At 67.9% G+C, this 22,490-nt stretch carries 33 protein-coding genes and 1 pseudogene; 27 read left to right on the top strand and 7 right to left on the bottom strand.

Annotated elements, in window-relative coordinates; genetic code table 11:
- Positions 1–9 precede the first annotated feature (9 nt).
- Together PGN37_RS16065 and PGN37_RS16070 are read left to right on the top strand one after the other, a co-directional pair.
- Positions 10–483, top strand: a complete 474-nt coding sequence (locus PGN37_RS16065; protein WP_335332010.1) for an SDR family NAD(P)-dependent oxidoreductase — start codon at positions 10–12, stop codon at positions 481–483.
- A 5-nt stretch (positions 484–488) separates the two neighbouring features.
- Positions 489–683, top strand: a complete 195-nt coding sequence (locus PGN37_RS16070) for an SDR family oxidoreductase (RefSeq protein ID WP_335332011.1) — start codon at positions 489–491, stop codon at positions 681–683.
- Between the two features lie 21 nt (positions 684–704).
- Here the strand turns inward: PGN37_RS16070 and PGN37_RS16075 are convergent, their stop codons facing one another.
- Together PGN37_RS16075 and PGN37_RS16080 are read right to left on the bottom strand one after the other, a co-directional pair.
- Positions 705–1,319, bottom strand: a complete 615-nt coding sequence (locus PGN37_RS16075; RefSeq protein WP_335332012.1) for an isochorismatase family protein — start codon at positions 1,317–1,319, stop codon at positions 705–707.
- 109 nt (positions 1,320–1,428) lie between these two features.
- Positions 1,429–1,884, bottom strand: coding sequence for a MarR family winged helix-turn-helix transcriptional regulator (locus PGN37_RS16080; protein WP_335332013.1), 456 nt, complete (start codon positions 1,882–1,884; stop codon positions 1,429–1,431).
- Positions 1,885–1,971: 87 nt separating this feature from the next.
- Here PGN37_RS16080 and PGN37_RS16085 point away from each other — a divergent pair, with 87 nt between their 5' ends.
- Positions 1,972–3,510, top strand: a complete 1,539-nt coding sequence (locus PGN37_RS16085) for a carboxylesterase/lipase family protein (protein ID WP_335332111.1) — start codon at positions 1,972–1,974, stop codon at positions 3,508–3,510.
- Here PGN37_RS16085 and PGN37_RS16090 read toward each other — a convergent pair whose 3' ends face one another.
- Complete coding sequence (locus PGN37_RS16090) at positions 3,511–3,981, bottom strand: hotdog fold domain-containing protein (protein WP_335332014.1); 471 nt, start codon at positions 3,979–3,981, stop codon at positions 3,511–3,513. It lies immediately after the preceding gene.
- A gap of 262 nt (positions 3,982–4,243) precedes the next feature.
- Here PGN37_RS16090 and rpsJ point away from each other — a divergent pair, with 262 nt between their 5' ends.
- The 24 genes from rpsJ to sppA all read left to right on the top strand — a co-directional run bounded on the left by rpsJ (position 4,244) and on the right by sppA (position 18,697).
- Entirely contained in the window at positions 4,244–4,549 is a 306-nt protein-coding gene (gene rpsJ, locus PGN37_RS16095; protein ID WP_003883485.1) for a 30S ribosomal protein S10, read from the top strand.
- Positions 4,550–4,564: 15 nt separating this feature from the next.
- A complete protein-coding gene (gene rplC / locus PGN37_RS16100; RefSeq protein ID WP_335332015.1) occupies positions 4,565–5,221 on the top strand; it encodes a 50S ribosomal protein L3 in 657 nt (218 codons plus the stop codon).
- Complete coding sequence (rplD, locus tag PGN37_RS16105) at positions 5,218–5,871, top strand: 50S ribosomal protein L4 (protein ID WP_335332016.1); 654 nt, start codon at positions 5,218–5,220, stop codon at positions 5,869–5,871. Before rplC ends, rplD begins: the two co-directional genes overlap by 4 nt.
- Positions 5,871–6,173, top strand: a complete 303-nt coding sequence (rplW, locus tag PGN37_RS16110; protein WP_335332017.1) for a 50S ribosomal protein L23 — start codon at positions 5,871–5,873, stop codon at positions 6,171–6,173. Before rplD ends, rplW begins: the two co-directional genes overlap by 1 nt.
- Positions 6,174–6,196: 23 nt before the next feature.
- Positions 6,197–7,036 carry a 50S ribosomal protein L2 gene (rplB, locus tag PGN37_RS16115; protein WP_335332018.1) on the top strand — a complete coding sequence of 280 codons (840 nt, stop codon included), beginning with the start codon at positions 6,197–6,199 and terminating at the stop codon, positions 7,034–7,036.
- An 11-nt stretch (positions 7,037–7,047) separates the two neighbouring features.
- On the top strand, positions 7,048–7,329 hold the full coding sequence (gene rpsS, locus PGN37_RS16120) for a 30S ribosomal protein S19 (RefSeq protein ID WP_006245110.1): 282 nt from the start codon (positions 7,048–7,050) through the stop codon (positions 7,327–7,329).
- Positions 7,330–7,331: 2 nt separating this feature from the next.
- Positions 7,332–7,778: a 50S ribosomal protein L22 gene (gene rplV / locus PGN37_RS16125; protein WP_335332020.1), complete on the top strand. Its 447-nt coding sequence runs from the start codon at positions 7,332–7,334 to the stop codon at positions 7,776–7,778.
- On the top strand, positions 7,778–8,614 hold the full coding sequence (gene rpsC, locus PGN37_RS16130; protein ID WP_046362681.1) for a 30S ribosomal protein S3: 837 nt from the start codon (positions 7,778–7,780) through the stop codon (positions 8,612–8,614). Before rplV ends, rpsC begins: the two co-directional genes overlap by 1 nt.
- A gap of 2 nt (positions 8,615–8,616) precedes the next feature.
- Positions 8,617–9,033, top strand: a complete 417-nt coding sequence (rplP, locus tag PGN37_RS16135) for a 50S ribosomal protein L16 (protein ID WP_046362682.1) — start codon at positions 8,617–8,619, stop codon at positions 9,031–9,033.
- Positions 9,033–9,266 (top strand): 50S ribosomal protein L29, encoded by a 234-nt coding sequence (gene rpmC / locus PGN37_RS16140; RefSeq protein WP_046362683.1) that lies wholly within the window; start codon positions 9,033–9,035, stop codon positions 9,264–9,266. The genes rplP and rpmC overlap by 1 nt, the downstream gene beginning before the upstream one ends.
- Complete coding sequence (rpsQ, locus tag PGN37_RS16145) at positions 9,266–9,562, top strand: 30S ribosomal protein S17 (protein ID WP_335332021.1); 297 nt, start codon at positions 9,266–9,268, stop codon at positions 9,560–9,562. The genes rpmC and rpsQ overlap by 1 nt, the downstream gene beginning before the upstream one ends.
- 95 nt (positions 9,563–9,657) lie before the next feature.
- Positions 9,658–12,009 (top strand): arylsulfatase, encoded by a 2,352-nt coding sequence (locus PGN37_RS16150; RefSeq protein ID WP_335332022.1) that lies wholly within the window; start codon positions 9,658–9,660, stop codon positions 12,007–12,009.
- Positions 12,010–12,205: 196 nt separating this feature from the next.
- Entirely contained in the window at positions 12,206–12,574 is a 369-nt protein-coding gene (gene rplN / locus PGN37_RS16155; RefSeq protein ID WP_024440402.1) for a 50S ribosomal protein L14, read from the top strand.
- Entirely contained in the window at positions 12,574–12,891 is a 318-nt protein-coding gene (rplX, locus tag PGN37_RS16160) for a 50S ribosomal protein L24 (RefSeq protein ID WP_143818580.1), read from the top strand. Before rplN ends, rplX begins: the two co-directional genes overlap by 1 nt.
- Positions 12,892–12,896: 5 nt before the next feature.
- A complete protein-coding gene (rplE, locus tag PGN37_RS16165; RefSeq protein WP_335332023.1) occupies positions 12,897–13,469 on the top strand; it encodes a 50S ribosomal protein L5 in 573 nt (190 codons plus the stop codon).
- A gap of 3 nt (positions 13,470–13,472) precedes the next feature.
- The gene (locus tag PGN37_RS16170; RefSeq protein WP_011778599.1) at positions 13,473–13,658 is read left to right on the top strand and encodes a type Z 30S ribosomal protein S14; all 186 of its coding nucleotides are present in this window, start codon (positions 13,473–13,475) and stop codon (positions 13,656–13,658) included.
- A gap of 87 nt (positions 13,659–13,745) precedes the next feature.
- Positions 13,746–14,144, top strand: a complete 399-nt coding sequence (gene rpsH / locus PGN37_RS16175; RefSeq protein WP_011895861.1) for a 30S ribosomal protein S8 — start codon at positions 13,746–13,748, stop codon at positions 14,142–14,144.
- Positions 14,145–14,159: 15 nt separating this feature from the next.
- Positions 14,160–14,699, top strand: a complete 540-nt coding sequence (gene rplF / locus PGN37_RS16180; protein WP_046362689.1) for a 50S ribosomal protein L6 — start codon at positions 14,160–14,162, stop codon at positions 14,697–14,699.
- Positions 14,700–14,702: 3 nt separating this feature from the next.
- Positions 14,703–15,116 (top strand): 50S ribosomal protein L18, encoded by a 414-nt coding sequence (gene rplR, locus PGN37_RS16185; RefSeq protein WP_335332024.1) that lies wholly within the window; start codon positions 14,703–14,705, stop codon positions 15,114–15,116.
- 25 nt (positions 15,117–15,141) lie between these two features.
- Complete coding sequence (gene rpsE, locus PGN37_RS16190) at positions 15,142–15,804, top strand: 30S ribosomal protein S5 (protein WP_048425044.1); 663 nt, start codon at positions 15,142–15,144, stop codon at positions 15,802–15,804.
- 4 nt (positions 15,805–15,808) lie between these two features.
- The gene (gene rpmD / locus PGN37_RS16195) at positions 15,809–15,988 is read left to right on the top strand and encodes a 50S ribosomal protein L30 (protein ID WP_046362692.1); all 180 of its coding nucleotides are present in this window, start codon (positions 15,809–15,811) and stop codon (positions 15,986–15,988) included.
- A gap of 3 nt (positions 15,989–15,991) precedes the next feature.
- The gene (rplO, locus tag PGN37_RS16200; RefSeq protein ID WP_335332025.1) at positions 15,992–16,435 is read left to right on the top strand and encodes a 50S ribosomal protein L15; all 444 of its coding nucleotides are present in this window, start codon (positions 15,992–15,994) and stop codon (positions 16,433–16,435) included.
- Between the two features lie 118 nt (positions 16,436–16,553).
- Positions 16,554–16,895, top strand: a complete 342-nt coding sequence (locus PGN37_RS16205) for a DUF732 domain-containing protein (RefSeq protein WP_335332026.1) — start codon at positions 16,554–16,556, stop codon at positions 16,893–16,895.
- A 32-nt stretch (positions 16,896–16,927) separates the two neighbouring features.
- Positions 16,928–18,697 carry a signal peptide peptidase SppA gene (sppA, locus tag PGN37_RS16210; protein ID WP_335332027.1) on the top strand — a complete coding sequence of 590 codons (1,770 nt, stop codon included), beginning with the start codon at positions 16,928–16,930 and terminating at the stop codon, positions 18,695–18,697.
- Here sppA and PGN37_RS16215 read toward each other — a convergent pair.
- From PGN37_RS16215 to PGN37_RS16230, 4 genes and pseudogenes are all read right to left on the bottom strand, one after another.
- Positions 18,663–19,613 (bottom strand): class I SAM-dependent methyltransferase, encoded by a 951-nt coding sequence (locus PGN37_RS16215; RefSeq protein ID WP_335332028.1) that lies wholly within the window; start codon positions 19,611–19,613, stop codon positions 18,663–18,665. The genes sppA and PGN37_RS16215 overlap by 35 nt on opposite strands.
- Positions 19,610–20,497, bottom strand: a complete 888-nt coding sequence (locus tag PGN37_RS16220) for an SAM-dependent methyltransferase (protein ID WP_335332029.1) — start codon at positions 20,495–20,497, stop codon at positions 19,610–19,612. Before PGN37_RS16220 ends, PGN37_RS16215 begins: the two co-directional genes overlap by 4 nt.
- 95 nt (positions 20,498–20,592) lie before the next feature.
- Positions 20,593–21,429: pseudogene (locus tag PGN37_RS16225) on the bottom strand (SAM-dependent methyltransferase); the annotation flags it as partial.
- 10 nt (positions 21,430–21,439) lie between these two features.
- On the bottom strand, positions 21,440–22,360 hold the full coding sequence (locus PGN37_RS16230) for a class I SAM-dependent methyltransferase (RefSeq protein WP_335332031.1): 921 nt from the start codon (positions 22,358–22,360) through the stop codon (positions 21,440–21,442).
- Positions 22,361–22,490: the final 130 nt, after the last annotated feature.

Below are 22,490 nucleotides of genomic sequence, written 5' to 3' on the forward strand. Positions count from 1 at the left end.
GGGGCAATCATGGGATCACTCGACGGCAAGAAGGCGGTGGTCACCGGCGCGAGCCGCGGAATCGGAGCGGCGATCGCCCGGCGCCTGGCCGGTGACGGTGCTGCGGTCGCGCTCACCTACGAACGGTCGGCAGACGCGGCACAGGCTGTCGTCTCCGACATCACGCGCGACGGCGGACGCGCTGTCGCCGTGCGCATGTCGGCGGGGGAGACCGCGTCAGTCCGGCAGGCGGTGGACGATGCGGTCACAGCACTGGGCGGGCTCGACATCCTCGTCAACAACGCCGGCGTGCTTCGCGGTGGACCGATCGAGCAGTTGTCCGTCCGCGGGGTCATGGTCGCGACGCTGGCGGCACTGCCGCACCTCGGTGCGGGCGGTCGAATCATTTCCACGGGAAGCAATCTGGCCACCCGGGTCCCTGACCCAGGATCGGATGGACCCAGGGCCTCGCGCGCGATCTCGGACCCCGTGGTGTCACGGTGAACCTCGTGCACCCGGGATCCACCGACACCGACATGAACCCCGCCGACGGGCCGAATGCACAAGCGCGCGTGCAGAAGACGGCGCTGGGCCGATTCGGACGGCCCGAGGGGGTCGCCGCGATGGTGGCGTTCCTCGCCGGGCCCGACGCCGCGCAGATCACCGGGGCGGGATTCCTGGTCGACGGCGGCGCCAACGCCTGACGGCGCTATTCGCAGATCACGTCATACGAGGGCACCGGCCACCTGACCCATCAGCGTCGCGAACGGCATGTCGAGTGCGGCGTAGACGGCGGCAGCCCGCGGATCGGCGTTGTCGCCCATGATCTCGACCATCATGGTGGCGTAGTCGGACACCTCGATACCCAGCGTCGTCAGCCGTGCCAGACCCGCCTCGCGTTTGTGGGTGGAGAACGTGCCGCACGCGTCCAGCGCGATCACCGACTGAAAGCCCCTGTCCCGGGCGGAGATCGCGGGCAGTGAGGTGCAGACTTCGAAGGACAGGCCCGCGATCACGAGGTGATCGCGCGCGGTCCGCTCCACGAGCGCGACGAATCTCTCGTCGTCCCAGGCATTCACGGTGGACCGGTCCAGGATCTCCTGCCCATCGAGCGCATCGCGGAGCTCCGGGATGGTCGGTCCCCACATGCTGTCGCGGGCGGTCGTGACGGCCACGATCGGGAGGTCGAGGGCCTGCGCGGCGCGGGCCAGGCCCACCACGTTGTGTTTGAGCTCGTTGACGTCGATATCGCGCACGCCCGTGAACAGGCCGACCTGATGGTCGATCAGCAGGACGGCGGTGTTGGTCTGCGTGAAGGGTGTACGACGGGTGTCGGGCACGGCGGCCTCCTGCTAAAATAGTAACTATTAATGACTATCAGTGATAATTACTACTTCGGGTCCACGACGGTGTCAAGCGCTGATATCTGGTTCATAATGAGATCAGTTGCTAGTCAGCGTCTTTGGCGTCGCGCTGATGCTCGACGACCTTCGCGAAATCACGCATGAAACGGTCGAACTCCTTCGCGCCGAGATGCTCGGCATGCCGGTCCATGATGTCGGCCATGATTGCCGTCGCGGCCGCCATCTGCCGACGACCCCGCTCGGTCGGGACGATCAATTTGGCCCGGCGGTCGGCGGGGTCGGGCTCGCGTTCCACATAGCCCAGTCGCTGGAGATCGTCGACGATCACACCCACCACCTGCTTGAGCTGACCGGAGCGGCGAGCGAGGTCGGTGGCCCGGACACCCTCGTCCCGCAGATAGGCCAACACGACGCCGTGCCGCGGGGCGATGTCGTCGAATCCCTTGTCGTGCAGCCGGCGGAACAGTTCGCCCTGGGTCGCGAACAGCAGGCGGCCCGCCATCACGCCGAGATCGGCCTCCCGGCGGCCGTCCTTCGTCACGCGGCGCACTTTACCGGCGCCAGTAGGCTCGCGACTGTGCGATGGACGCGGCTGCCGGCCTGCCTGACAGCCTTCCTGGCGACGATGATGCTGGTGGCCGGCTGCGTCCGCAGCGACGGACAGCCCGCCGCGGCGCCGCAGCCCACCGATCCCGCCCTCGTGCAGACCTCGTCGGGCACTCTGCGCGGCGTCGTCGCGCCGGATCATCGGCTCTTCGCCGATGTGCCCTACGCCGCCCCGCCCGTCGGCCCGTTGCGATTCGCCGATCCGCAGCCGCCGGCGCCGTGGCAGGGGGTGCGCGACGCCACGGCATTCGGTCCGCGGTGCATGCAGAGCCTCGGCGGCGACCTCGAGCTGGGCCGGCAGACCGCCGAAGACTGTTTGAGCCTCAACGTCTGGACCCCCGCGCGGCAGACGTCGCAGCCGCGTGCGGTGATGGTGTGGATTCACGGCGGCGCATTCGTCAACGGCAGCGGACGCATCTACGACGCGCACCGGCTCGCATCGCGCGGCGACATCGTCGTCGTCACCCTCAACTACCGGCTCGGTGCCCTCGGCTTCCTCGCCCACCCGGCACTCGGCCCGCCGGGGCAGGTCGGCAACTACGGGCTGGCCGACCAGCAGGCAGCGCTGCGGTGGGTCCGCGACAACATCGCCGCCTTCGGCGGTGACCCCGACCGCGTTACCGTCGCGGGGGAGTCCGCCGGCGGAATGTCGGTCTGCGATCACCTCGTCGCGCCCGGCTCGCGGGGCCTGTTCTCCGCGGCGATCATCCAGAGCGGGCCGTGCCAGGCGCAGGCGACGCTCCCCGTCGGCCAGGAGCGCTCGCTGGCCTACGCCGCCGATACGGGCTGCGCCGATCCGGCCGCCGCGGCCCAGTGCCTGAGGTCGCTTCCCGCCGACAAGCTGCGGGAGCCGGTGTGGCTCTACGGCATCGGCGATGACCAGCTCAGCGGACCGGTCACCGGCTCGGCCGCGCTTCCCGTGGACCCCGTACGGGTGATCGGCGGCCCCGACGCGCAGCGGGTCCCGGTGCTGATCGGCACCACCCGCGACGAGTTCACCCTGTTCGTCGGCATGCAGTACCTACGTGATGGGGTGCGTTACGGCCCGCAGGATTACCCGCGGCTGCTGACCGGCGCGTTCGGGCCCAACGCCCGCGCGGTCGAGGAGCGTTACCCGCTCTCGGCCTACCCGGACGTCCCGCTCGCCTATTCCGCAGCCGTCACCGACGGCGTCTTCTCCTGTCTCGGTGACCGGATGGCCCGCGCGATCCGCGACGAGCCCGTCTACTTCTACGAGTTCGACGACCGCGGGGCGCCGGCGCCGGAACCGCTCAAGACCCTGCCGTTCCCCGTCGGCGCGAGCCACTCCCTGGAACTGCGCTACCTGTTCGACGTGGGGCCCGCGCTACCGCTCGACCCCGCACAGCAGAAGCTCGCCGACCAGATGATCGACTACTGGGCCTCGTTCGTGAAGACGGCCTCGCCGAACACCGACGGCCAACCCCGGTGGGACGCATTCGGTGACGGTAACCGGGTGATGTCGCTGCAGCCCGACGGCAGCCGCATGTCCGGCGACTTCCGCGCCGTCCATCAGTGCGACTTCTGGGACAGCCTCGCCTGACTAGGCGGGCGTCACCCAGCAGGTGATGTCGGCGTGGACGACCTCGGTGCCGTTGTCGTCGACGACGCTCACCGGGATCACGAGTTCCGCGCCCTCGGTGATCTGGGTGAAGTCCGGCGGTTCCAATCGCGCCGTCGCCCGCAGTGACGTCGTCGCCTTCTGCAGGTAGGCGACGTTCATCGACTTGGGAATCCAGCGGTGCGTCGTCGGCACCGTCGCCTCCATCAGCATCCCCATTGCGGCCTCGGCCGCATTGCAGGATGCGATCGCGTGCACCGTGCCGAGGTGGTTGTAGAGGTAGAACCACTTGGGGACCGACACCTCGGCCACGCCGGGCTCCATGCGTCGGACATGAGGGAGGATCGATGCGAAGTACGGCACTCTGGCCATCGCGGCCAGTGAGAAAATCCTGGAACCGCCGGGCACACGATCGAGTCGCTGCCATGCGCGATAGGTCGCAGAAGTGGTCATCACGAAAACCTTACTCGCCGGTAAGTTCGGTCTGACCAGGGATTTGGAGCACGCGCCGATCTGAGGCATACTGTTCGGGTTGCCTTGAGCCGGGTTCGCCTGGCCTTGGCATGCGACTGGCGCCCCTTGCGGGGCGCGTCCGGTCCCACCAGGTTTACGGGCGACACACCCGACCGCGTGGACCGGTGAACCACAGACAGGTAAACAGCGGCGGCACAGCCAGGCCCTTTCGAGGGCCCGTTAGTAGTGAGGTAGGAGAAGCGTGGCGGGACAAAAGATCCGCATCAGGCTCAAGGCCTACGACCATGAGGCCATCGATGCCTCGGCGCGCAAGATCGTCGAGACGGTCACCCGGACGGGCGCGAGTGTGGTCGGCCCGGTGCCGCTGCCGACCGAGAAGAACGTGTACTGCGTCATTCGGTCCCCGCACAAGTACAAGGACTCGCGGGAGCACTTCGAGATGCGCACCCACAAGCGGTTGATCGACATCCTCGACCCCACGCCGAAGACGGTCGACGCGCTCATGCGTATCGACCTGCCGGCCAGCGTCGACGTCAACATCCAGTAAAGGAATTCCAGAGCAATGGCTAGACAAGGCATTCTGGGCACCAAGCTGGGCATGACGCAGGTGTTCGACGAGAACAACAAGGTCGTGCCGGTAACGGTCGTCAAGGCCGGGCCCAACGTCGTGACGCGCATCCGCACCCCGGAGCGCGACGGCTACAGCGCCGTGCAGCTCGCCTACGGCGAGATCAGCCCCCGCAAGGTCACCAAGCCGGTGACCGGTCAGTTCGCCGCCGCGGGCGTCAACCCGCGCCGGCACCTCGCCGAGCTGCGGCTCGAGGACGAGGCCGCGGCCGCCGAGTACGAGGTGGGCCAGGAACTGACCGCCGAGATCTTCGCCGACGGCGCGTACGTCGACGTGACCGGCACCAGCAAGGGCAAGGGCTTCGCGGGCACCATGAAGCGCCACGGCTTCAAGGGCCAAGGTGCGTCTCACGGCGCGCAGGCCGTGCACCGTCGGCCGGGCTCGATCGGTGGCTGTGCCACCCCGGGCCGTGTGTTCAAGGGCACGCGCATGTCGGGCCGCATGGGTAGCGACCGCGTGACCACGCAGAACCTGAAGGTGCACAAGGTGGACGCCGAGAACGGCGTGCTGCTGATCAAAGGTGCCGTCCCCGGGCGTAACGGTGGACTGGTCGTTGTCCGCAGCGCAATCAAGCGAGGCGAGAAGGCATGACACTCAAAATTGATGTTCAGACTCCGGCCGGCAAGAAGGACGGCTCGATCGAGCTGCCCGCAGAGCTGTTCGACGTCGAGCCCAACATCGCGCTGATGCACCAGGTGGTGACGGCGCAGCTCGCCGCCAAGCGCCAGGGCACCCACGCGACCAAGACGCGCGGACAGGTCTCCGGCGGCGGCAAGAAGCCGTACCGCCAGAAGGGCACCGGTCGCGCCCGCCAGGGTTCGACCCGTGCGCCGCAGTTCACCGGTGGCGGTGTCGTGCACGGCCCGCAGCCGCGCGACTACAGCCAGCGCACCCCGAAGAAGATGATCGCGGCTGCTCTGCGCAGCGCGCTGTCGGACCGGGCGCGCAACGACCGGATCCACGCGATCACCGAGATCGTCGAAGGCCAGGCGCCGTCGACCAAGAGCGCGAAGTCGTTCCTGGCGACACTGACCGATCGCAAGCAGGTCCTGGTCGTGATCGGCCGCACTGACGAGACCAGTGCGCTGAGCGTGCGCAATCTGCCTGGCGTGCATGTGATCTCGCCGGATCAGCTGAACACCTACGACGTGCTCAAGGCCGACGACGTGGTCTTCAGCGTCGAGGCGCTCAACGCCTACATCGCAGGCGCGACGAAGAAGACTGAGGAGGTGTCGGCCTGATGGCTAACGTGACCGATCCCCGCGACATCATCCTGTCCCCGGTGATCTCGGAGAAGTCCTACGGGCTCATCGAGGACAACGTGTACACGTTCGTCGTGCACCCGGACTCGAACAAGACGCAGATCAAGATCGCCATCGAGAAGATCTTCAACGTCAAGGTCTCCTCGGTGAACACGGCCAACCGGCAGGGCAAGCGCAAGCGCACCCGCACCGGCTTCGGCAAGCGCAAGGACACCAAGCGCGCGATCGTGACGCTCGCCGCGGGCAGCAAGCCCATCGACCTGTTCGGAGCGCCGGCCTAGCCGGCAGGGAGAACTAGAGAATCATGGCAATTCGCAAGTACAAGCCGACGACCCCCGGTCGCCGCGGGTCGAGCGTCTCCGACTTCGCCGAGATCACGCGTGACCATCCGGAGAAGTCGCTGGTTCGTCCGCTGCACGGCAAGGGCGGTCGCAACGCACACGGTCGTATCACCACTCGCCACAAGGGTGGTGGCCACAAGCGCGCCTACCGCGTCATCGACTTCCGTCGCCACGACAAGGACGGCGTCAACGCCAAGGTCGCCCACATCGAGTACGACCCGAACCGCACGGCCAACATCGCGCTGCTGCACTACCTGGACGGCGAGAAGCGCTACATCATCGCGCCGCAGGGTCTGAAGCAGGGTGCCGTCATCGAGTCGGGCGCCAACGCCGACATCAAGCCCGGCAACAACCTGCCGCTGCGCAACATCCCCGCCGGCACCGTGATCCACGCTGTGGAGCTGCGGCCCGGCGGCGGCGCGAAGCTCGCCCGCTCGGCCGGTGTCAGCATCCAGCTGCTCGGCAAGGAAGGCACCTACGCCTCGCTGCGTATGCCCAGCGGTGAGATCCGCCGCGTCGACGTGCGCTGCCGCGCCACCGTCGGCGAGGTCGGCAACGCCGAGCAGGCCAACATCAACTGGGGCAAGGCCGGCCGTATGCGCTGGAAGGGTAAGCGCCCCACCGTCCGTGGTGTCGTGATGAACCCGGTCGACCACCCGCACGGCGGTGGTGAAGGCAAGACCTCCGGCGGCCGCCACCCGGTCAGCCCGTGGGGCAAGCCCGAAGGCCGCACCCGCAAGCCGAACAAGGCGAGCGACAAGCTCATCGTCCGTCGCCGGCGCACCGGCAAGAATAAGCGCTAGGGAGTAAAGCGATGCCACGCAGCCTGAAGAAGGGCCCGTTCGTCGACGACCATCTGCTCAAGAAGGTCGACGTGCAGAACGAGAAGAACACCAAGCAGGTCATCAAGACCTGGTCGCGCCGGTCCACCATCATCCCGGACTTCATCGGCCACACCTTCGCCGTCCACGACGGTCGCAAGCACGTGCCGGTGTTCGTCACCGAGTCGATGGTCGGGCACAAGCTGGGCGAATTCGCCCCCACCCGCACCTTCAAGGGTCACATCAAGGATGACCGGAAGGCCAAGAGGCGCTAATCATGACTACAGCCATCGAATATCCGTCCGCGTCGGCGAAGGCGCGCTTCGTGCGCGTCTCGGCCACCAAGGCCCGCCGCGTCATCGACCTGGTCCGCGGGAAGAGCGTCGAGGAGGCCCTCGACATCCTCCGCTGGGCGCCGCAGGCCGCCAGCGAGCCGGTCGCCAAGGTGATCGCGAGCGCTGCCGCCAACGCGCAGAACAACGACGGGCTCGACCCGAGCACGCTGGTGGTCGCGGCCATCATGGCCGACGAGGGACCGACGGCCAAGCGCATCCGGCCGCGCGCGCAGGGTCGTGCGTACCGGATCCGGAAGCGCACCAGCCACATCACCGTGATCGTGGAGAGCCGGCCGGCCAAGAACGCAGGCAGGCAGGGTGCGTCCGCAGCACGCGCCCGCCGCGCGCAGGCCAGCAAGGCCGCCAGCAACAAGGGAGGCTCGGAGTAGTGGGTCAGAAGATCAATCCGCACGGTTTCCGTCTCGGCATCACCACCGAGTGGAAGTCGCGGTGGTTCGCCGACAAGCAGTACGCGGACTACATCAAGGAAGATGTCGCGATCCGCAAGCTGCTGGCCACGGGCCTGGAGCGCGCCGGCATCGCCGACGTCGAGATCGAGCGCACGCGTGACCGCGTGCGGGTCGACATCCACACCGCGCGCCCCGGCATCGTCATCGGCCGCCGCGGCACCGAGGCCGACCGCATCCGCGCCGACCTGGAGAAGCTCACCAAGAAGCAGGTGCAGCTGAACATCCTCGAGGTCAAGAACCCCGAGTCGGTGGCGCAGCTGGTCGCCCAGGGTGTGGCCGAGCAGCTGAGCAACCGCGTGGCGTTCCGCCGTGCGATGCGCAAGGCGATCCAGTCGGCGATGCGCCAGCCCAACGTCAAGGGCATCCGGGTGCAGTGCTCGGGCCGCCTGGGTGGCGCCGAGATGAGCCGCTCGGAGTTCTACCGCGAAGGTCGCGTCCCGCTGCACACGCTGCGCGCGGACATCGACTACGGCCTCTACGAGGCGAAGACCACCTTCGGCCGGATCGGCGTGAAGGTCTGGATCTACAAGGGCGACATCGTCGGTGGCAAGCGTGAGCTGACCGCCGCCGCACCGTCCGCGGACCGCCCGCGTCGCGAGCGTCCGTCGGGTACCCGTCCGCGCCGCAGCGGCGCGTCGGGCACCACGGCGACGAGCACCGACGCCGGCCGGGCCGCCACCGAGAGCCCGGCAGAAGCACCCGCAGCCGTGGAAGCGACCGCGGGCGCACCTGCCCCGGAAAGCACGGAGAGCTAGTCATGCTGATTCCCCGCAAGGTCAAGCACCGCAAGCAGCACCACCCGCGGCAGCGCGGCGTCGCCAGCGGCGGCACCACCGTCAGCTTCGGTGACTACGGCATCCAGGCCCTGGAGCACGCCTACATCACCAACCGGCAGATCGAGTCCGCTCGTATCGCCATCAACCGGCACATCAAGCGTGGCGGCAAGGTGTGGATCAACATCTTCCCCGACCGTCCGCTGACCAAGAAGCCCGCCGAGACCCGCATGGGTTCCGGTAAGGGTTCGCCGGAGTGGTGGGTGGCCAACGTCAAGCCGGGCCGCGTGCTGTTCGAGCTGAGCTACCCCGACGAGAAGATCGCCCGGGACGCTCTGACCCGCGCCATCCACAAGCTGCCGATCAAGGCTCGCATCGTCACCAGAGAGGAGACCTTCTGATGGCTGTAGGAGTATCGACAGGAGAGCTTCGTGAGCTCACCGACGACGAACTGACCGACAAGCTGCGCGAGTCGAAGGAAGAGCTGTTCAACCTGCGCTTCCAGATGGCGACCGGCCAGCTTGCCAACAACCGCCGGCTGCGTGTCGTCCGGCAGGAGATCGCACGGGTGTACACCGTGCTGCGCGAACGTGAGTTGGGTCTGGCCGCCGGACCCGGAGGTGAGGATTCCTGATGGCAGAAACGAAGGGTGACAAGCACACCCCTCGCACCGAAGAGCCGCGCGGTCGTCGCAAGACCGCCATCGGTTACGTGGTGTCGGACAAGATGCAGAAGACCATCGTGGTCGAGCTCGAGTCCCGCAAGTCGCACCCGTTGTACGGCAAGATCATTCGCACCACGACCAAGGTCAAGGCGCACGACGAGAACGGTGATGCCGGTGTCGGCGACCGCGTCTCGCTGATGGAGACCCGGCCGACGTCGGCGACCAAGCGCTGGCGCCTCGTCGAGGTCCTCGAAAAGGCCAAGTAACGCAAAGCGGCACGACCTGTCAAAACCCCCGCACGCCATCAGGCGGCGGGGGTTTTGCCTGCTGGGGCACTTCGCTGGGTGTACTCTCCGGCGCTATGGCCTCGGAATTCAACGGCAAGATCGAACTCGACATCCGGGATTCCGAACCCGATTGGGCTCCGTACGCGGCGCCGGTCGCTCAGCCGGAGGCACCCAATGTCCTCTACCTCGTCTGGGACGACACCGGCATCGCCACGTGGGACTGCTTCGGCGGGCTGGTGAACATGCCCGCGATGAGCCGCATCGCCGAACGGGGAGTGCGGCTCAGTCAATTTCACACCACCGCGCTGTGCAGCCCGACGCGCGCTTCGCTGCTGACCGGTCGCAACGCCACGACGGTGGGAATGGCCACCATCGAGGAGTTCACCGACGGTTTCCCCAACTGCAACGGTCGAATCCCGTTCGACACCGCGCTGCTTCCCGAGGTGCTCGCCGAGAACGGCTACAACACCTACTGCGTCGGCAAGTGGCACCTCACCCCGCTCGAAGAATCCAATCTCGCGTCGACCAAACGTCATTGGCCGTTGGGCCGGGGGTTCGAACGGTTCTACGGGTTCATGGGCGGGGAGACCGACCAGTGGTATCCCGAGCTGGTCTACGACAATCATCCGGTCCCGCCGCCGGCGACGCCGGAAGACGGCTACCACCTGTCGAAAGACCTGGCCGACAAGACGATCGAGTTCATCAGGGACGCGAAGGTGATCGCCCCGGACAAGCCGTGGTTCACCTACCTGTGTCCGGGCGCCGGGCATGCGCCACACCACGTGTTCGCCGAATGGGCAGACCGTTACGCCGGTGCGTTCGACATGGGCTACGAGCGCTACCGCGAGATCGTGCTGGAGAACCAGAAGAGACTCGGCATCGTGCCACCCGACACCGAACTCTCGCCGATGAACCCGTATTCGGACGTGACGGGCCCGAACGGTGAGGCGTGGCCGGCGCAGGACACCGTGCGGCCGTGGGACGACCTCGACGACGACGAGAAGCGGTTGTTCAGCCGGATGGCCGAGGTGTTCGCCGGCTTCCTGTCCTACACCGACGACCAGATCGGGCGCGTCCTCGATTATCTCGAGGAATCGGGCCAGTTGGACAACACGATCGTCGTCGTGATCTCCGACAACGGCGCCAGCGGTGAAGGCGGACCCAACGGATCGGTCAACGAGGTCAAGTTCTTCAACGGTTACATCGACTCCGTCGAGGAGAGCCTCAAGCACTTCGACGATCTGGGCGGGCCGCAGACCTACAACCATTACCCGATCGGCTGGGCGATGGCGTTCAATACCCCGTACAAGCTCTACAAGCGCTACGCCTCCCATGAGGGCGGGATCGCCGACACCGCGATCGTGTCCTGGCCCAAAGGTATTGCCGCGCACGGGGAGGTGCGGGACAACTACGTCAACGTCTCCGACATCACGCCCACCGTCTACGACCTGCTCGACATCACCCCGCCCGCGATCGTGCGCGGGGTGCCGCAGAAACCACTCGATGGCGTGAGTTTCAAGGTGGCACTGGAGAATCCGCACGCTCCCACGGGCAAGGAGACCCAGTTCTACACGATGCTGGGCACGCGCGGCGTCTGGCACAAGGGCTGGTTCGCCAACACGGTGCACGCCGCGTCGCCGGCCGGATGGTCACACTTCGACGCCGACCGCTGGGAGCTCTTCCACATCGAGGCCGACCGCAGCCAGTGCCGGGACCTGGCCGCAGAACACCCCGAGAAGCTCTCGGAGATGGTCGATCTGTGGTTTGCCGAGGCGGCGAAATACAACGGGCTGCCGCTGAGCGATCTGAACATGATCGAGACCATGACGCGGTGGCGACCGTACATCGCCGGTGAACGAGAGTCCTATGTCTACTATCCCGGGACCGCCGACGTCGGGATGGGTGCCGTCGTGGAGCTGCGTGGCCGCTCGTTCGCGGTGATGGCGGAGGTGACCGTCGGGGCAGACGGAGCTGCCGGTGTCGTCGTCAAACACGGTGGCGCACACGGCGGTTACGTGATGTACGTCCAGGGCGGCCGGCTGCACTTCAGCTACAACTTCCTCGGCGAGCAGGAGCAGACCCTGTCGTCAGCCGATCCGCTGACACCCGGGCAGCACGTCCTGGGATTCGCGTTCACCCGGACCGGGACCGCTGAAGGCAGCCACACCCCCGTCGGCGACGCAGCGCTCTACGTCGACGACACCCAGGTGGGCGACTACGGCGACATGCACGTGCACCCGGGCACCTTCGGTCTGGCCGCCGCCAGTTTGAGTGTCGGGGCCAACACCGGCTCACCGGTGACGCGCGCGTACGACGCGCCGTTCCCCTTCACCGGCGGCACCATCGCCCAGGTGAAGATCGACGTGTCCGGCGCGCCGTACACCGACCTCGAGCGTGACTTCGCGCGGGCGTTCAACAGGGACTGACCGCCCCGCCTGACCAGCGATTTGGTGCATTCGCCGAGCTCACCTAGTATGTAGGGGTTGCCTAGGGCAGACCTCGGTTATCTCGCGGGTTCACTCGCGCCAGAGAAAACCCTGCGTGCTCTTTAGGTGACACAGACCGCGCACGTCAGGGTCGGTAATCCTGCGTGCATACGAAAACCCAGGTCGAGGAGATCGAGTGATTCAGCAGGAATCGCGGCTCAAGGTCGCCGACAACACGGGCGCCAAGGAGATCTTGTGCATCCGCGTTCTCGGTGGCTCGTCGCGGCGCTACGCAGGCATCGGTGATGTCATCGTGGCCACCGTCAAAGACGCCATCCCCGGCGGCAACGTCAAGCGCGGCGACGTCGTCAAGGCCGTCGTCGTGCGCACCGTCAAGGAGCGCCGCCGCGCCGACGGCAGCTACATCAAGTTCGACGAGAACGCCGCCGTCATCATCAAGGCCGACAACGACCCGCGCGGCACGCGCATCTTCGGGCCGGTCGGTCGCGAACTGCGCGAGAAGAAGTTCATGAAGATCGTTTCGCTCGCCCCGGAGGTGTTGTGATGAAGGTTCGCAAGGGCGACACGGTGCTCGTCATCTCGGGCAAGGACAAGGGCGCCAAGGGCAAGGTCCTCGTGGCCTACCCCGAGCGCAACAAGGTCCTGGTCGAGGGCGTGAACCGGATCAAGAAGCACACCGCGCAGTCCGCCAACGAGCGGGGCGCCTCCTCCGGCGGCATCGTCACCCAGGAAGCCGCGATCGCGGTGTCCAACGTGATGCTGCTCGATTCCGACGGCAAGCCGACCCGCGTCGGCTACCGCATCGATGACGAGACCGGCAAGAAGGTCCGCATCGCCAAGACCAACGGCAAGGACATCTGAGCGAGATGACCACTGTAGAGAACGCAGAGAAGACCCTGCCCCGCCTGAAGCAGCGCTACCGCGAAGAGATCCGCGAGGCGCTGCAGAAGGAATTCGGCTACGCCAACGTGATGCAGATCCCGGGCGTGGTCAAGGTCGTCGTCAACATGGGTGTCGGTGACGCCGCCCGCGACGCCAAGCTGATCAACGGCGCGGTCAACGACCTCGCGCTGATCACGGGCCAGAAGCCCGAGATCCGCCGGGCCCGCAAGTCCATCGCCCAGTTCAAGCTGCGCGAGGGTATGCCCATCGGCGCCCGCGTCACGCTGCGCGGCGACCGCATGTGGGAGTTCCTGGACCGGCTCATCTCGATCTCGCTGCCCCGTATCCGCGACTTCCGCGGACTCAACGGCAAGCAGTTCGACGGCACCGGCAACTACACCTTCGGGTTGACCGAGCAGTCGGTGTTCCACGAGATCGACGTGGACAGCATCGACCGCCCGCGCGGCATGGACATCACCGTCGTCACCACGGCGACCAACGACGACGAAGGTCGGGCGCTGCTGCGTGCGCTGGGCTTCCCGTTCAAGGAGAACTGAGCAATGGCAAAGAAGGCTCTGGTCAACAAGGCCAACAAGAAGCCCAAGTTCAAGGTGCGGGGCTACACGCGCTGCAACCGTTGCGGTCGCCCGCACGCGGTGTTCCGCAAGTTCGGCCTGTGCCGCATCTGCCTTCGCGAGATGGCGCACGCCGGCGAACTGCCCGGCGTCCAGAAGTCCAGCTGGTAACCCCAGACCCAACCAGAACATGTTGCGGCAGGCCCCGCTTGAGTCATTCAAGAGGGGAACCGCCGCGAGAAAGGTGAACCGGCTGTCATGACCATGACGGATCCGATCGCAGACTTCCTGACACGTCTGCGCAACGCCAACTCGGCGTACCACGATGAAGTGACCCTGCCGCACAGCAAGATCAAGGCGAACATCGCCGAGATCCTGAAGTCCGAGGGGTACATCAGCGACTACCGCACCGAGGACGCCCGCGTGGGCAAGTCCCTCGTCGTGCAGCTCAAGTACGGGCCCAGCCGGGAACGCAGCATCGCCGGCCTGCGCCGGGTGAGCAAGCCCGGTCTGCGCGTGTACGCCAAGTCCACCAACCTGCCGCGCGTGCTCGGTGGGCTCGGTGTGGCCATCATTTCCACGTCGTCCGGTCTGAGGACCGATCGCCAGGCCTCCCGCGAGGGCGTCGGCGGCGAAGTCCTCGCCTACGTGTGGTGAGGGAGGACTAGTCACATGTCTCGCATTGGAAAGCAGCCGGTCCCGGTTCCCGCCGGTGTCGACGTCACCATCAACGGACGCAACGTCGAGGTCAAGGGCCCCAAGGGCACCCTGACCCTGGACGTGGCCGAGCCGATCGAGGTGTCACGCGGCGACGACGGCGCCATCGTGGTGACCCGGCCCAACGACGAGCGGCGCAACCGCTCGCTGCACGGACTGTCCCGCACGCTGATCGCCAACCTGGTGACCGGCGTGACGCAGGGCTACACCACCAAGATGGAGATCTTCGGCGTCGGTTACCGCGTGGTGGCCAAGGGCAGCGACCTCGAGTTCGCCCTGGGCTACAGCCACCCGGTGCTGATCAACGCGCCCGAAGGCGTGACCTTCGCGGTCGAGACGCCCACGAAGTTCTCGATCTCCGGCATCGACAAGCAGGCCGTCGGCCAGATCGCGGCGAACATCCGTCGCCTCCGTAAGAGCGATCCCTACAAGGGCAAGGGCATCCGCTACGAAGGTGAGCAGATCCGCCGCAAGGTCGGAAAGACAGGTAAGTAGTAGATGGCTACCAACACCAAAACCCCAGCAGCGACCGGGCACACCCCGGTTGGCAAGAACGTGTCCCAGATCCGCCGTACGGCGCGTACGCGCCGGCATGCGCGGCTGCGCAAGAAGGTCGCCGGCACCGCCGAGCGGCCGCGCCTGGTGATCAACCGCTCGTCGCGGCACATCCATGTGCAGCTGGTCGACGACGCCCAGGGCGTCACGCTGGCGGCGGCCTCCTCCATCGAGGCCGACGTGCGTGCTCTCGAGGGTGACAAGAAGGCGGCCAGCACTCGGGTGGGCCAGCTGATCGCCGAGCGCGCCAAGGCCGCCGGCATCGATCAGGTCGTGTTCGACCGCGGTGGCAACACCTATGGCGGACGGATCGCGGCACTGGCCGACGCGGCGCGCGAAGGCGGGTTGAAGTTCTGATGACGTACAACGAGAGGACTGCATGATGGCCGAGCAGGCTGGCGCCGGTTCGGCGCAGGACAATCGCGGCGGCGGCCGTGACGGTGGCCGGGGCCGCCGCGATGATCGCGGTGGCCGGGGCGGACGCGACGACCGCGAGAAGAGCCAGTACCTGGAGCGCGTCGTCGCGATCAACCGCGTCTCGAAGGTCGTCAAGGGTGGTCGCCGGTTCAGCTTCACCGCGCTGGTGATCGTCGGCGACGGCAAGGGCATGGTGGGCGTCGGCTACGGCAAGGCCAAAGAGGTGCCTGCCGCGATCGCCAAGGGTGTCGAGGAAGCACGCAAGAACTTCTTCCGCGTCCCGCTGATCGGCGGCACCGTGACCCATCCCGTGCAGGGTGAGGCTGCGGCCGGTGTCGTGATGCTGCGTCCGGCCAGCCCCGGTACCGGTGTCATCGCCGGTGGCGCGTGCCGCGCGGTGCTGGAATGCGCCGGCGTGCACGACGTGCTGGCCAAGTCGCTGGGCAGCGACAATGCGATCAACGTGGTGCACGCGACCGTCGCCGCGCTGAAGCTGTTGCAGCGCCCCGAAGAGGTCGCGGCCCGCCGCGGCCTGCCGATCGAAGATGTGGCGCCCGCCGGCATGCTCCGGGCTCGTCGTGAGGCCGAGGCTGCAGCTGCAGGCGCCGCGCGTGAGGGAACGGCTTAAGAACATGGCAGAACTCAAGATCACCCAGGTGCGCAGCACCATCGGTTCGCGCTGGAAGCAGCGGGAAACCCTGCGCACCCTCGGGTTGCGCAAGATCCGCCAGTCCGTGGTGCGCGAGGATAACGCGCAGACACGCGGACTGATCAAGACCGTGCACCACCTCGTCACGGTGGAGGAGGTTTAACCCATGGCTCCGATCAAGCTGCACGACCTGCGGCCGGCTCCCGGGGAGAAGACGCCGAAGACCCGCGTGGGTCGCGGTGAAGGCTCGAAGGGCAAGACCGCGGGCCGCGGCACCAAGGGCACCGGCGCTCGCAAGAACGTCCCGGTGGGCTTCGAGGGCGGCCAGATGCCGATCCACATGCGCCTGCCGAAGCTCAAGGGCTTCCGTAACCGCTTCCGTACCGAGTACGGCGTGGTCAACGTCGGCGACATCGCCAAGGCGTTCCCCGACGGCGGCACCATCGGTGTCGACGAGCTGGTGGCCAAGGGCCTGGTCCGCAAGAACGTTCTGGTGAAGGTTCTCGGCGACGGCAAGCTGTCGGCCAAGGTCGACGTCACCGCCCACAAGTTCAGCGGCAGCGCCCGCGAGGCGATCACCGCCGCCGGCGGCAGCGCGACCGAACTGTAAGGCGATACACAGCCAATGACCCCCGCTCCGGCGGGGGTTTTTGGTTGGTGGACGGTAACGTCGTGGCGGCCAGGGGCGATGGAGTCACCGACGGGGAGACCAAAGGAGCAGCTCGACAATGAATCACCGGCGCGTAGTCGCGGCGATCGTCGCCGGCGGGATCGCCCTCGGCATGGCGGCACCCGCTGCGGCCCAGACCACCGACGAGGCGTTCACCGCCGCGGTGACCAAGCTGGGCATCCCGTTCGCGCCCAACACCGACCTGCCCGCGGTGGGCAAGCAGGTGTGCGAGCTGCTGACCTCGAGCCTGGCAGCCAACAGCGTGAACCCGGTGCCCGCGGTGCGCGGAGTGGTCAGCCAACTGTCCAGCCGGGGCCTCGATCGCGGCCAGGCCGGCAGCCTGCTGAAGTTGTCGGTGCAGGCGTACTGCCCGCAGCAGGCCCGCTTCGTCGGGCGCTGAGCGTCGCGCCGGGCGTCGGTACGCTCGGACCCATGGCTTCTGTGCTTTCCGGCGTTCCCGGGTTCGACGACGTCCGCGAGTTGGTTCGTAAGGTCGACACCGCCCGTCACCAAGGGGTGCCCGACGGCGCCATCCTGGAGATCGATCTGCAGCAGGCGCCGCCGGAGACGGCCGGGTTCGACCCCATCGCGATGGTGTCGGGCATCCTCGGCTCGAGTCGCCCCCTCCTACTGCGCGAAACCGTCGCCGCGATCCACCGCGCCGCCGAGGATCCGCGCGTCTCCGGTCTGATCGCGCGCGTCCAGATCGACGCCGCCCCACCGGGACCCGTACAGGAGCTGCGCGCGGCGATCGCGGCCTTCACCGAACGCAAGCCGTCGCTGGCGTGGGCGGAAACCTACCCGGGCACGCTGTCGTATTACCTGGCGTCGGCGTTCGGCGAGGTGTGGATGCAGCCGTCGGGGACCGTCGGGCTGGTCGGTTTCGCGACCAGTGCGCTGTTCCTGCGTGACGCGCTGGACAAGCTCGGCGTGGAGGCGCAGTTCACCGCGCGCGGTGAATACAAGTCCGCGGCAAACCTTTTCACCCAGGACGGGTACACCGAGGCGCACCGCGAGGCCGACACCGCTCTGGTCAACAGCCTGCGCGCGCAGGTGTGGGAGGCGGTCGCGGCATCGCGGGGCATCGACACCGACGCCCTCGACGACCTGGCCGACCGGGCGCCGCTGCTGCGCGATGACGCGGTGACCGCGAAGCTGGTGGACCGCATCGGGTTCCGTGACGAGGCGTACACCCGCATCGCCGAGATGGCCGGTGCGCCGGCCGAGGACAGCGAGGCCGCGCCCCGGCTGTTCCTGTCCCGCTACGCTCGCACCAACCGGCCCTCGATGCCGACCCCGCCGCTGCCGGGCCGGAGCCGGCGCGGAATCGCCGTGGTGACTTTGGCCGGGCCGATCGTCAGCGGCAAGGGTCGTCCGGTCTCGCCGCTGGGCGGTGCGAGCGCCGGCGGCGACACCATCGCCGCCGCGCTGCGTCAAGCCGGCGCCGACGACGACGTGGCGGCGGTCGTGCTGCGCGTGGACAGCCCCGGGGGCTCGGTCACCGGGTCGGAGACCATCTGGCGTGAGGTGGTTCGGCTGCGTGAGCAGGGCAAGCCGGTCGTGGCCTCGATGGGCGCGGTGGCGGCCTCGGGCGGCTACTACGTGTCGATGGCTGCTGACGCGATCGTCGCCAACGCCGCGACGATCACCGGCTCGATCGGGGTCGTGACCGGCAAGTTGGTGGCCCGTGAGCTCAAGGACCGGCTCGGCGTCGGGTCCGGCACCGTCCGCACCAACGCCAACGCCGACGCGTGGTCGAGCAACGCGCCCTTCACCGATGAGCAGCAGGCGCACGTGGAAGCCGAGGCCGACCTGTTCTACACCGATTTCGTGCACCGCGTCGCCGATGGGCGTGGCATGACCCCCGAAGCGGTGGACGCGGTGGCCCGCGGCCGGGTGTGGACGGGCGCCGACGCGCTCGAGCGTGGTCTTGTCGACGAGCTCGGCGGTCTACGCACGGCGATCACCCGGGCCAAGGCTCTGGCCGGTATCGCCGAGGGCGCCAAGGTCCCCGTCACGCAGCTGCCGGGATCGTCACTGCGGGACATGTTGCGGCCCAAGGCATCTTCACAGCCCGCGGCGGCGTCGCTGCCGGAGCTGTTCAGTGCGGTGGCCATGCGCTCGCTGACCGAGGTGGTCGACCAGTCTCAGCGGTCGCTGACCGGCGTCAACGTGCTGTGGCTGGGGGCGTCTCGCTACTGAGTTCTGCGCTCACGTAGATGATCTCGCCGAGCGGATCGCCGGCGTCACCCACCGCGGGCAGCGCTCTGCCGTACCGGGCGAACAACTCGTCGCGCGGTGCCGCGGTGACGTGCCAGCCCGCCGACTGCAGGTAGTCCGGGACCGGGGTCCGCGGACCGGTGTACACCAGCGAGGGCATGTCGATGTCGAGACCGTGTTCGCGCAGCGCCGCCGAGGCCGCACGGGCCTTCTCCTCGTCGAGGTCCACGATGCCGGGCACGTATTCGGTGGTGATCGTGCTGCCTGGCGCCGACAACGACGTGATGCGGTCGAAGAGCTGGTCCTGCGCCTCGGGCGGCAGATAGATCAGCAGGCCTTCGGCCAGCCACGCGGTGCGGACGCCTGTGTCGAAACCGTTGTCGCGCAGGATCTTCGGCCAGTCGTCGCGCAGGTCGACGGCGATCGCGCGCCTCTGTGCCGTGGGTTCGGCGTCGAGTGCGGCCAGCGTCGAGGACTTGAACGCGATCACCTCGGGCTGGTCGAGCTCGAACACGGTGGTCTGTGCGGGCCAGGGGAGCCGGTAGGCGCGGGCGTCGAGACCGGAGGCGAGGATCACCACCTGGCGGATGCCCTTGTCGGTCGCCGCGAGCACGCAGTCGTCGAAGAACTTGGTACGGACCGCCATCCCGTCGATCATCGCCTCGGCCCGTGCCGGGTCCAGTGCGCTCGCGGCTGCCATGTCCAGCCGGCCCTCGACCATCGCGGAGAAGAACTCGACGCCGACCGCGCGTACCAGCGGAGCGGCGAACGGATCGTCGATCAGGGGGTCGGGCGCGGCGCTGGCCATCGCCCGGCCGGCGGCGACCAGCGTCGCCGTCGTCCCCACGCTCGAGGCGAGATCCCACGAGTCCCGGTCCTGTCTGCCGCTGCGTGTCACCGGCGTTCCTGGCGTCGCGCCGTCAGATACCCGGAGTCTCCGAGCATGGCGAGCAGGTTGTCGGTGGGCGGGGTGAAGCCGTGGGCGGCATACGCGTCGGCGTTCGCCAGCACCGAAATCTGCCAGCCGGCTCGGGCCAGATGATCGCCCGCCGGTGTGCGCTCGCCGACGTAGAGCAGTTCGGAGAGATCGATGGTGCTGCCCCGTCGGCGACTCCGCTCGGTGAACTCCTTGGCCCACTCCGCGGTCATCGCGCCGGTGTCCATGTGTTCGGTGGCCAGCACGCTGCCCGGCGCGGACAGCTCGCCGATGTTGTCGAGCAGCCGGTCCTGCGCGTCGGGTGGTAGATAGATCAGCAGACCCTCGGCGATCCACGCGCTCGGCTGGGTCGCATCGAAACCGTTGTCCCGCAACGCCTGCGGCCAGTCGTCGCGCAGGTCGACACCGATGGCGACGCGTTGTGCAGACGGTGTCACCCCGGCGTCGGAGAGAACGCGGGTCTTGAACTCGACGACCTGCGGCTGGTCGAGTTCGAACACCGTCGTGCCGGCCGGCCATGCCAGCCGGTAGGCCCGGGTGTCCAGACCGGAGGCCAGGATCACGATCTGGCGCACGCCGGCCGCGGCAGCGTCTGTGAGCGCATCGTCGAAGAACCGCGTCCGGACGGCGATGTATTCGCGGGCACCGTCGAGTGCTTCGGCGTCACCGCGAGACATCGCGGTGAATTCGGGCATGCCGACGGCGTCGACGAGCAGCTGGGCATACGGGTCGTCGATCAACGGCTCGGGACCGCGGGAGGCGGCCGCGCGCGACGCCGCCACCGATGTCGCGGTCGCGCCGACGCTCGTCGCGAGGTCCCAGCTGTCACCGTCGGTGCGGCTCACGATTTCACCGCCGTCAGTGCCAGCGAGTTCTTCAGCGTCTCGAACGCCTCCCCGCTGCCGAACGTGCGCCCGTAGGCGGCGAACACGTCGGGGCGAGTCCGGGTGCTGACCGCCCAGCCCAGTCCGGCGAGGTAGTCGGCCGGGGGAGTGCGCTCACCCGGATAGAAGAGGTCCCCGAGGTCGGGGATCTTGCCGTCCTTGTCGTGCGCCTTCCACTGTTCCCGCAGCGCCCGGGAACGCTGCCCCAGCGATGCGCCTGCGTCGGGGTGGTATTCGGTGGCCAGACGGCTGCCCGGTGCCGACAGGTCGGTGATCGCGTCGAACAGCCGGTCCTGTGCCTCGGGTGGGAGGTAGACGAGCAGACCTTCAGCGGTCCACGCCGTCGGCTCCGACGGGTCGAAGCCGTGGTCGCGTAGCGCCGCGGGCCAGTCGTCGCGCAGGTCGACGGCGACCGCGCGCCGGTCGGCAGACGGGCGGGCCCCGATCGCCGCCAACGTGGCGTCCTTGAACTCGAGAACCTGCGGCTGGTCGATCTCGAACACGACCGCGCCGTCGGGCCAGTCCAGCCGGTAGGCGCGCGAGTCCAGACCGGAGGCCAGGATCACGGCCTGCCGGATGCCGGCGGCCGCCGCGTCGGTGAAGAAGTCGTCGAAGAACTTCGTCCGCACGGCCATCACGTCGGTCATCACCTGGGCGACCCCGGAATGGTCGCCGTCGGCCAACTCGACCTCGCCGTCGACGAGTTTGGTGAAGAAGTCGATACCCACCGCCCGTACCAGCGGAGCGGCGAACGGATCGTCGATCAGCGGATCGGGTTCCCGGCTGGCGACGGCGCGGGCGGCCGCGACCATGGTCGCGGTGGCGCCGACGCTCGACGCCAGGTCCCACTGATCATTGTCAGTCCTCGCGCCGGTCCTCGCGCCGCTCGCCATCCCGGCCGTCCTACTTCTCGGCGCTGACGTAGGAGACGTCGACGAAACCCTGATCCGCGTCGATGGGAGTCAGCCCGTGCTTGCGCAGCAGGTCGTTGGCCGGGGTTCCGTGCGCAGTCCAGCCGTGAGCGGTGAGGTACTCGGCGACGTCGGCGCGCTCACCGAAGAACACCAGATCGGAGAATTCCAGGTCGAAGCCGTGTTCGCGCCACTGATCGGTGGAGGCCTGCATGCGCTCACGCATCTCCTCCTGATCGGCCTGCTGCTGCGAGGGCACCGCCTCGACGGCCACCCGGCTGCCCGGCGCGCTCAGCTCGCTGATCTGATCCAGCAGCCGGTCCTGCGCGTCGGGCGGCAGATAGCCCATCAGTCCCTCGGCGATCCACGCGGTGGGGCGGCCCGCGTCGAAGCCTGCCTCGGCCAGCGCCCGCGGCCAGTCCTGACGCAGATCGATCGCGACGGTCCTCAGATCGGCGGTGGGCTCCGCGCCGAGTCCGGCCAGTGTCTGCCGTTTGAACGCGATCACGTCCGGCTGGTCGATCTCGAAGACCACCATGTCGGCCGGCCAGTTCAAGCGGTATCCGCGGGCGTCGAGGCCGGAGGCCAGGATGACGGCCTGGCGGACTCCGGCGGCCGCCGCGGCAGTGAAGAAGTCGTCGAAGAACTTGGTGCGGCCGGCCATCATGTCGGCGAAGTTGGTGACACCGACGGGGTTCGGGCCCTCGACGTCGAGATCATCGGCGGTCAGCTCGCCGGTGGCGAGTTTGGTGAAGAAGTCGACGCCCACGGCGCGCACCAGGGGCTCGGCGAACGGATCGTTGATCACGGGCTCGCCGGCGCGGCTGGCCACGGCTCGGGCGGCGGCGACCATCGTCGCGGTCGCTCCCACGCTGGACGCCAAGTCCCAGGTGTCGTTGTCGGTGCGTGCCACGGAGGCCTCCTCTGTCGTCGGGAACGAGGTCGTCTGATTTAGCTAGTTCGGTTAACGAAGTTCTGTCAGCACTGTATTCCCCGAAACTGAGAGGATCCGTCGGGTCCACGAGGGGCTGTCAGATTCGGGG

Source organism: Mycobacterium kyogaense (assembly GCF_036946525.1).
In the GTDB taxonomy this organism is placed as follows: Bacteria; Actinomycetota; Actinomycetes; order Mycobacteriales; family Mycobacteriaceae; genus Mycobacterium; species Mycobacterium kyogaense_A.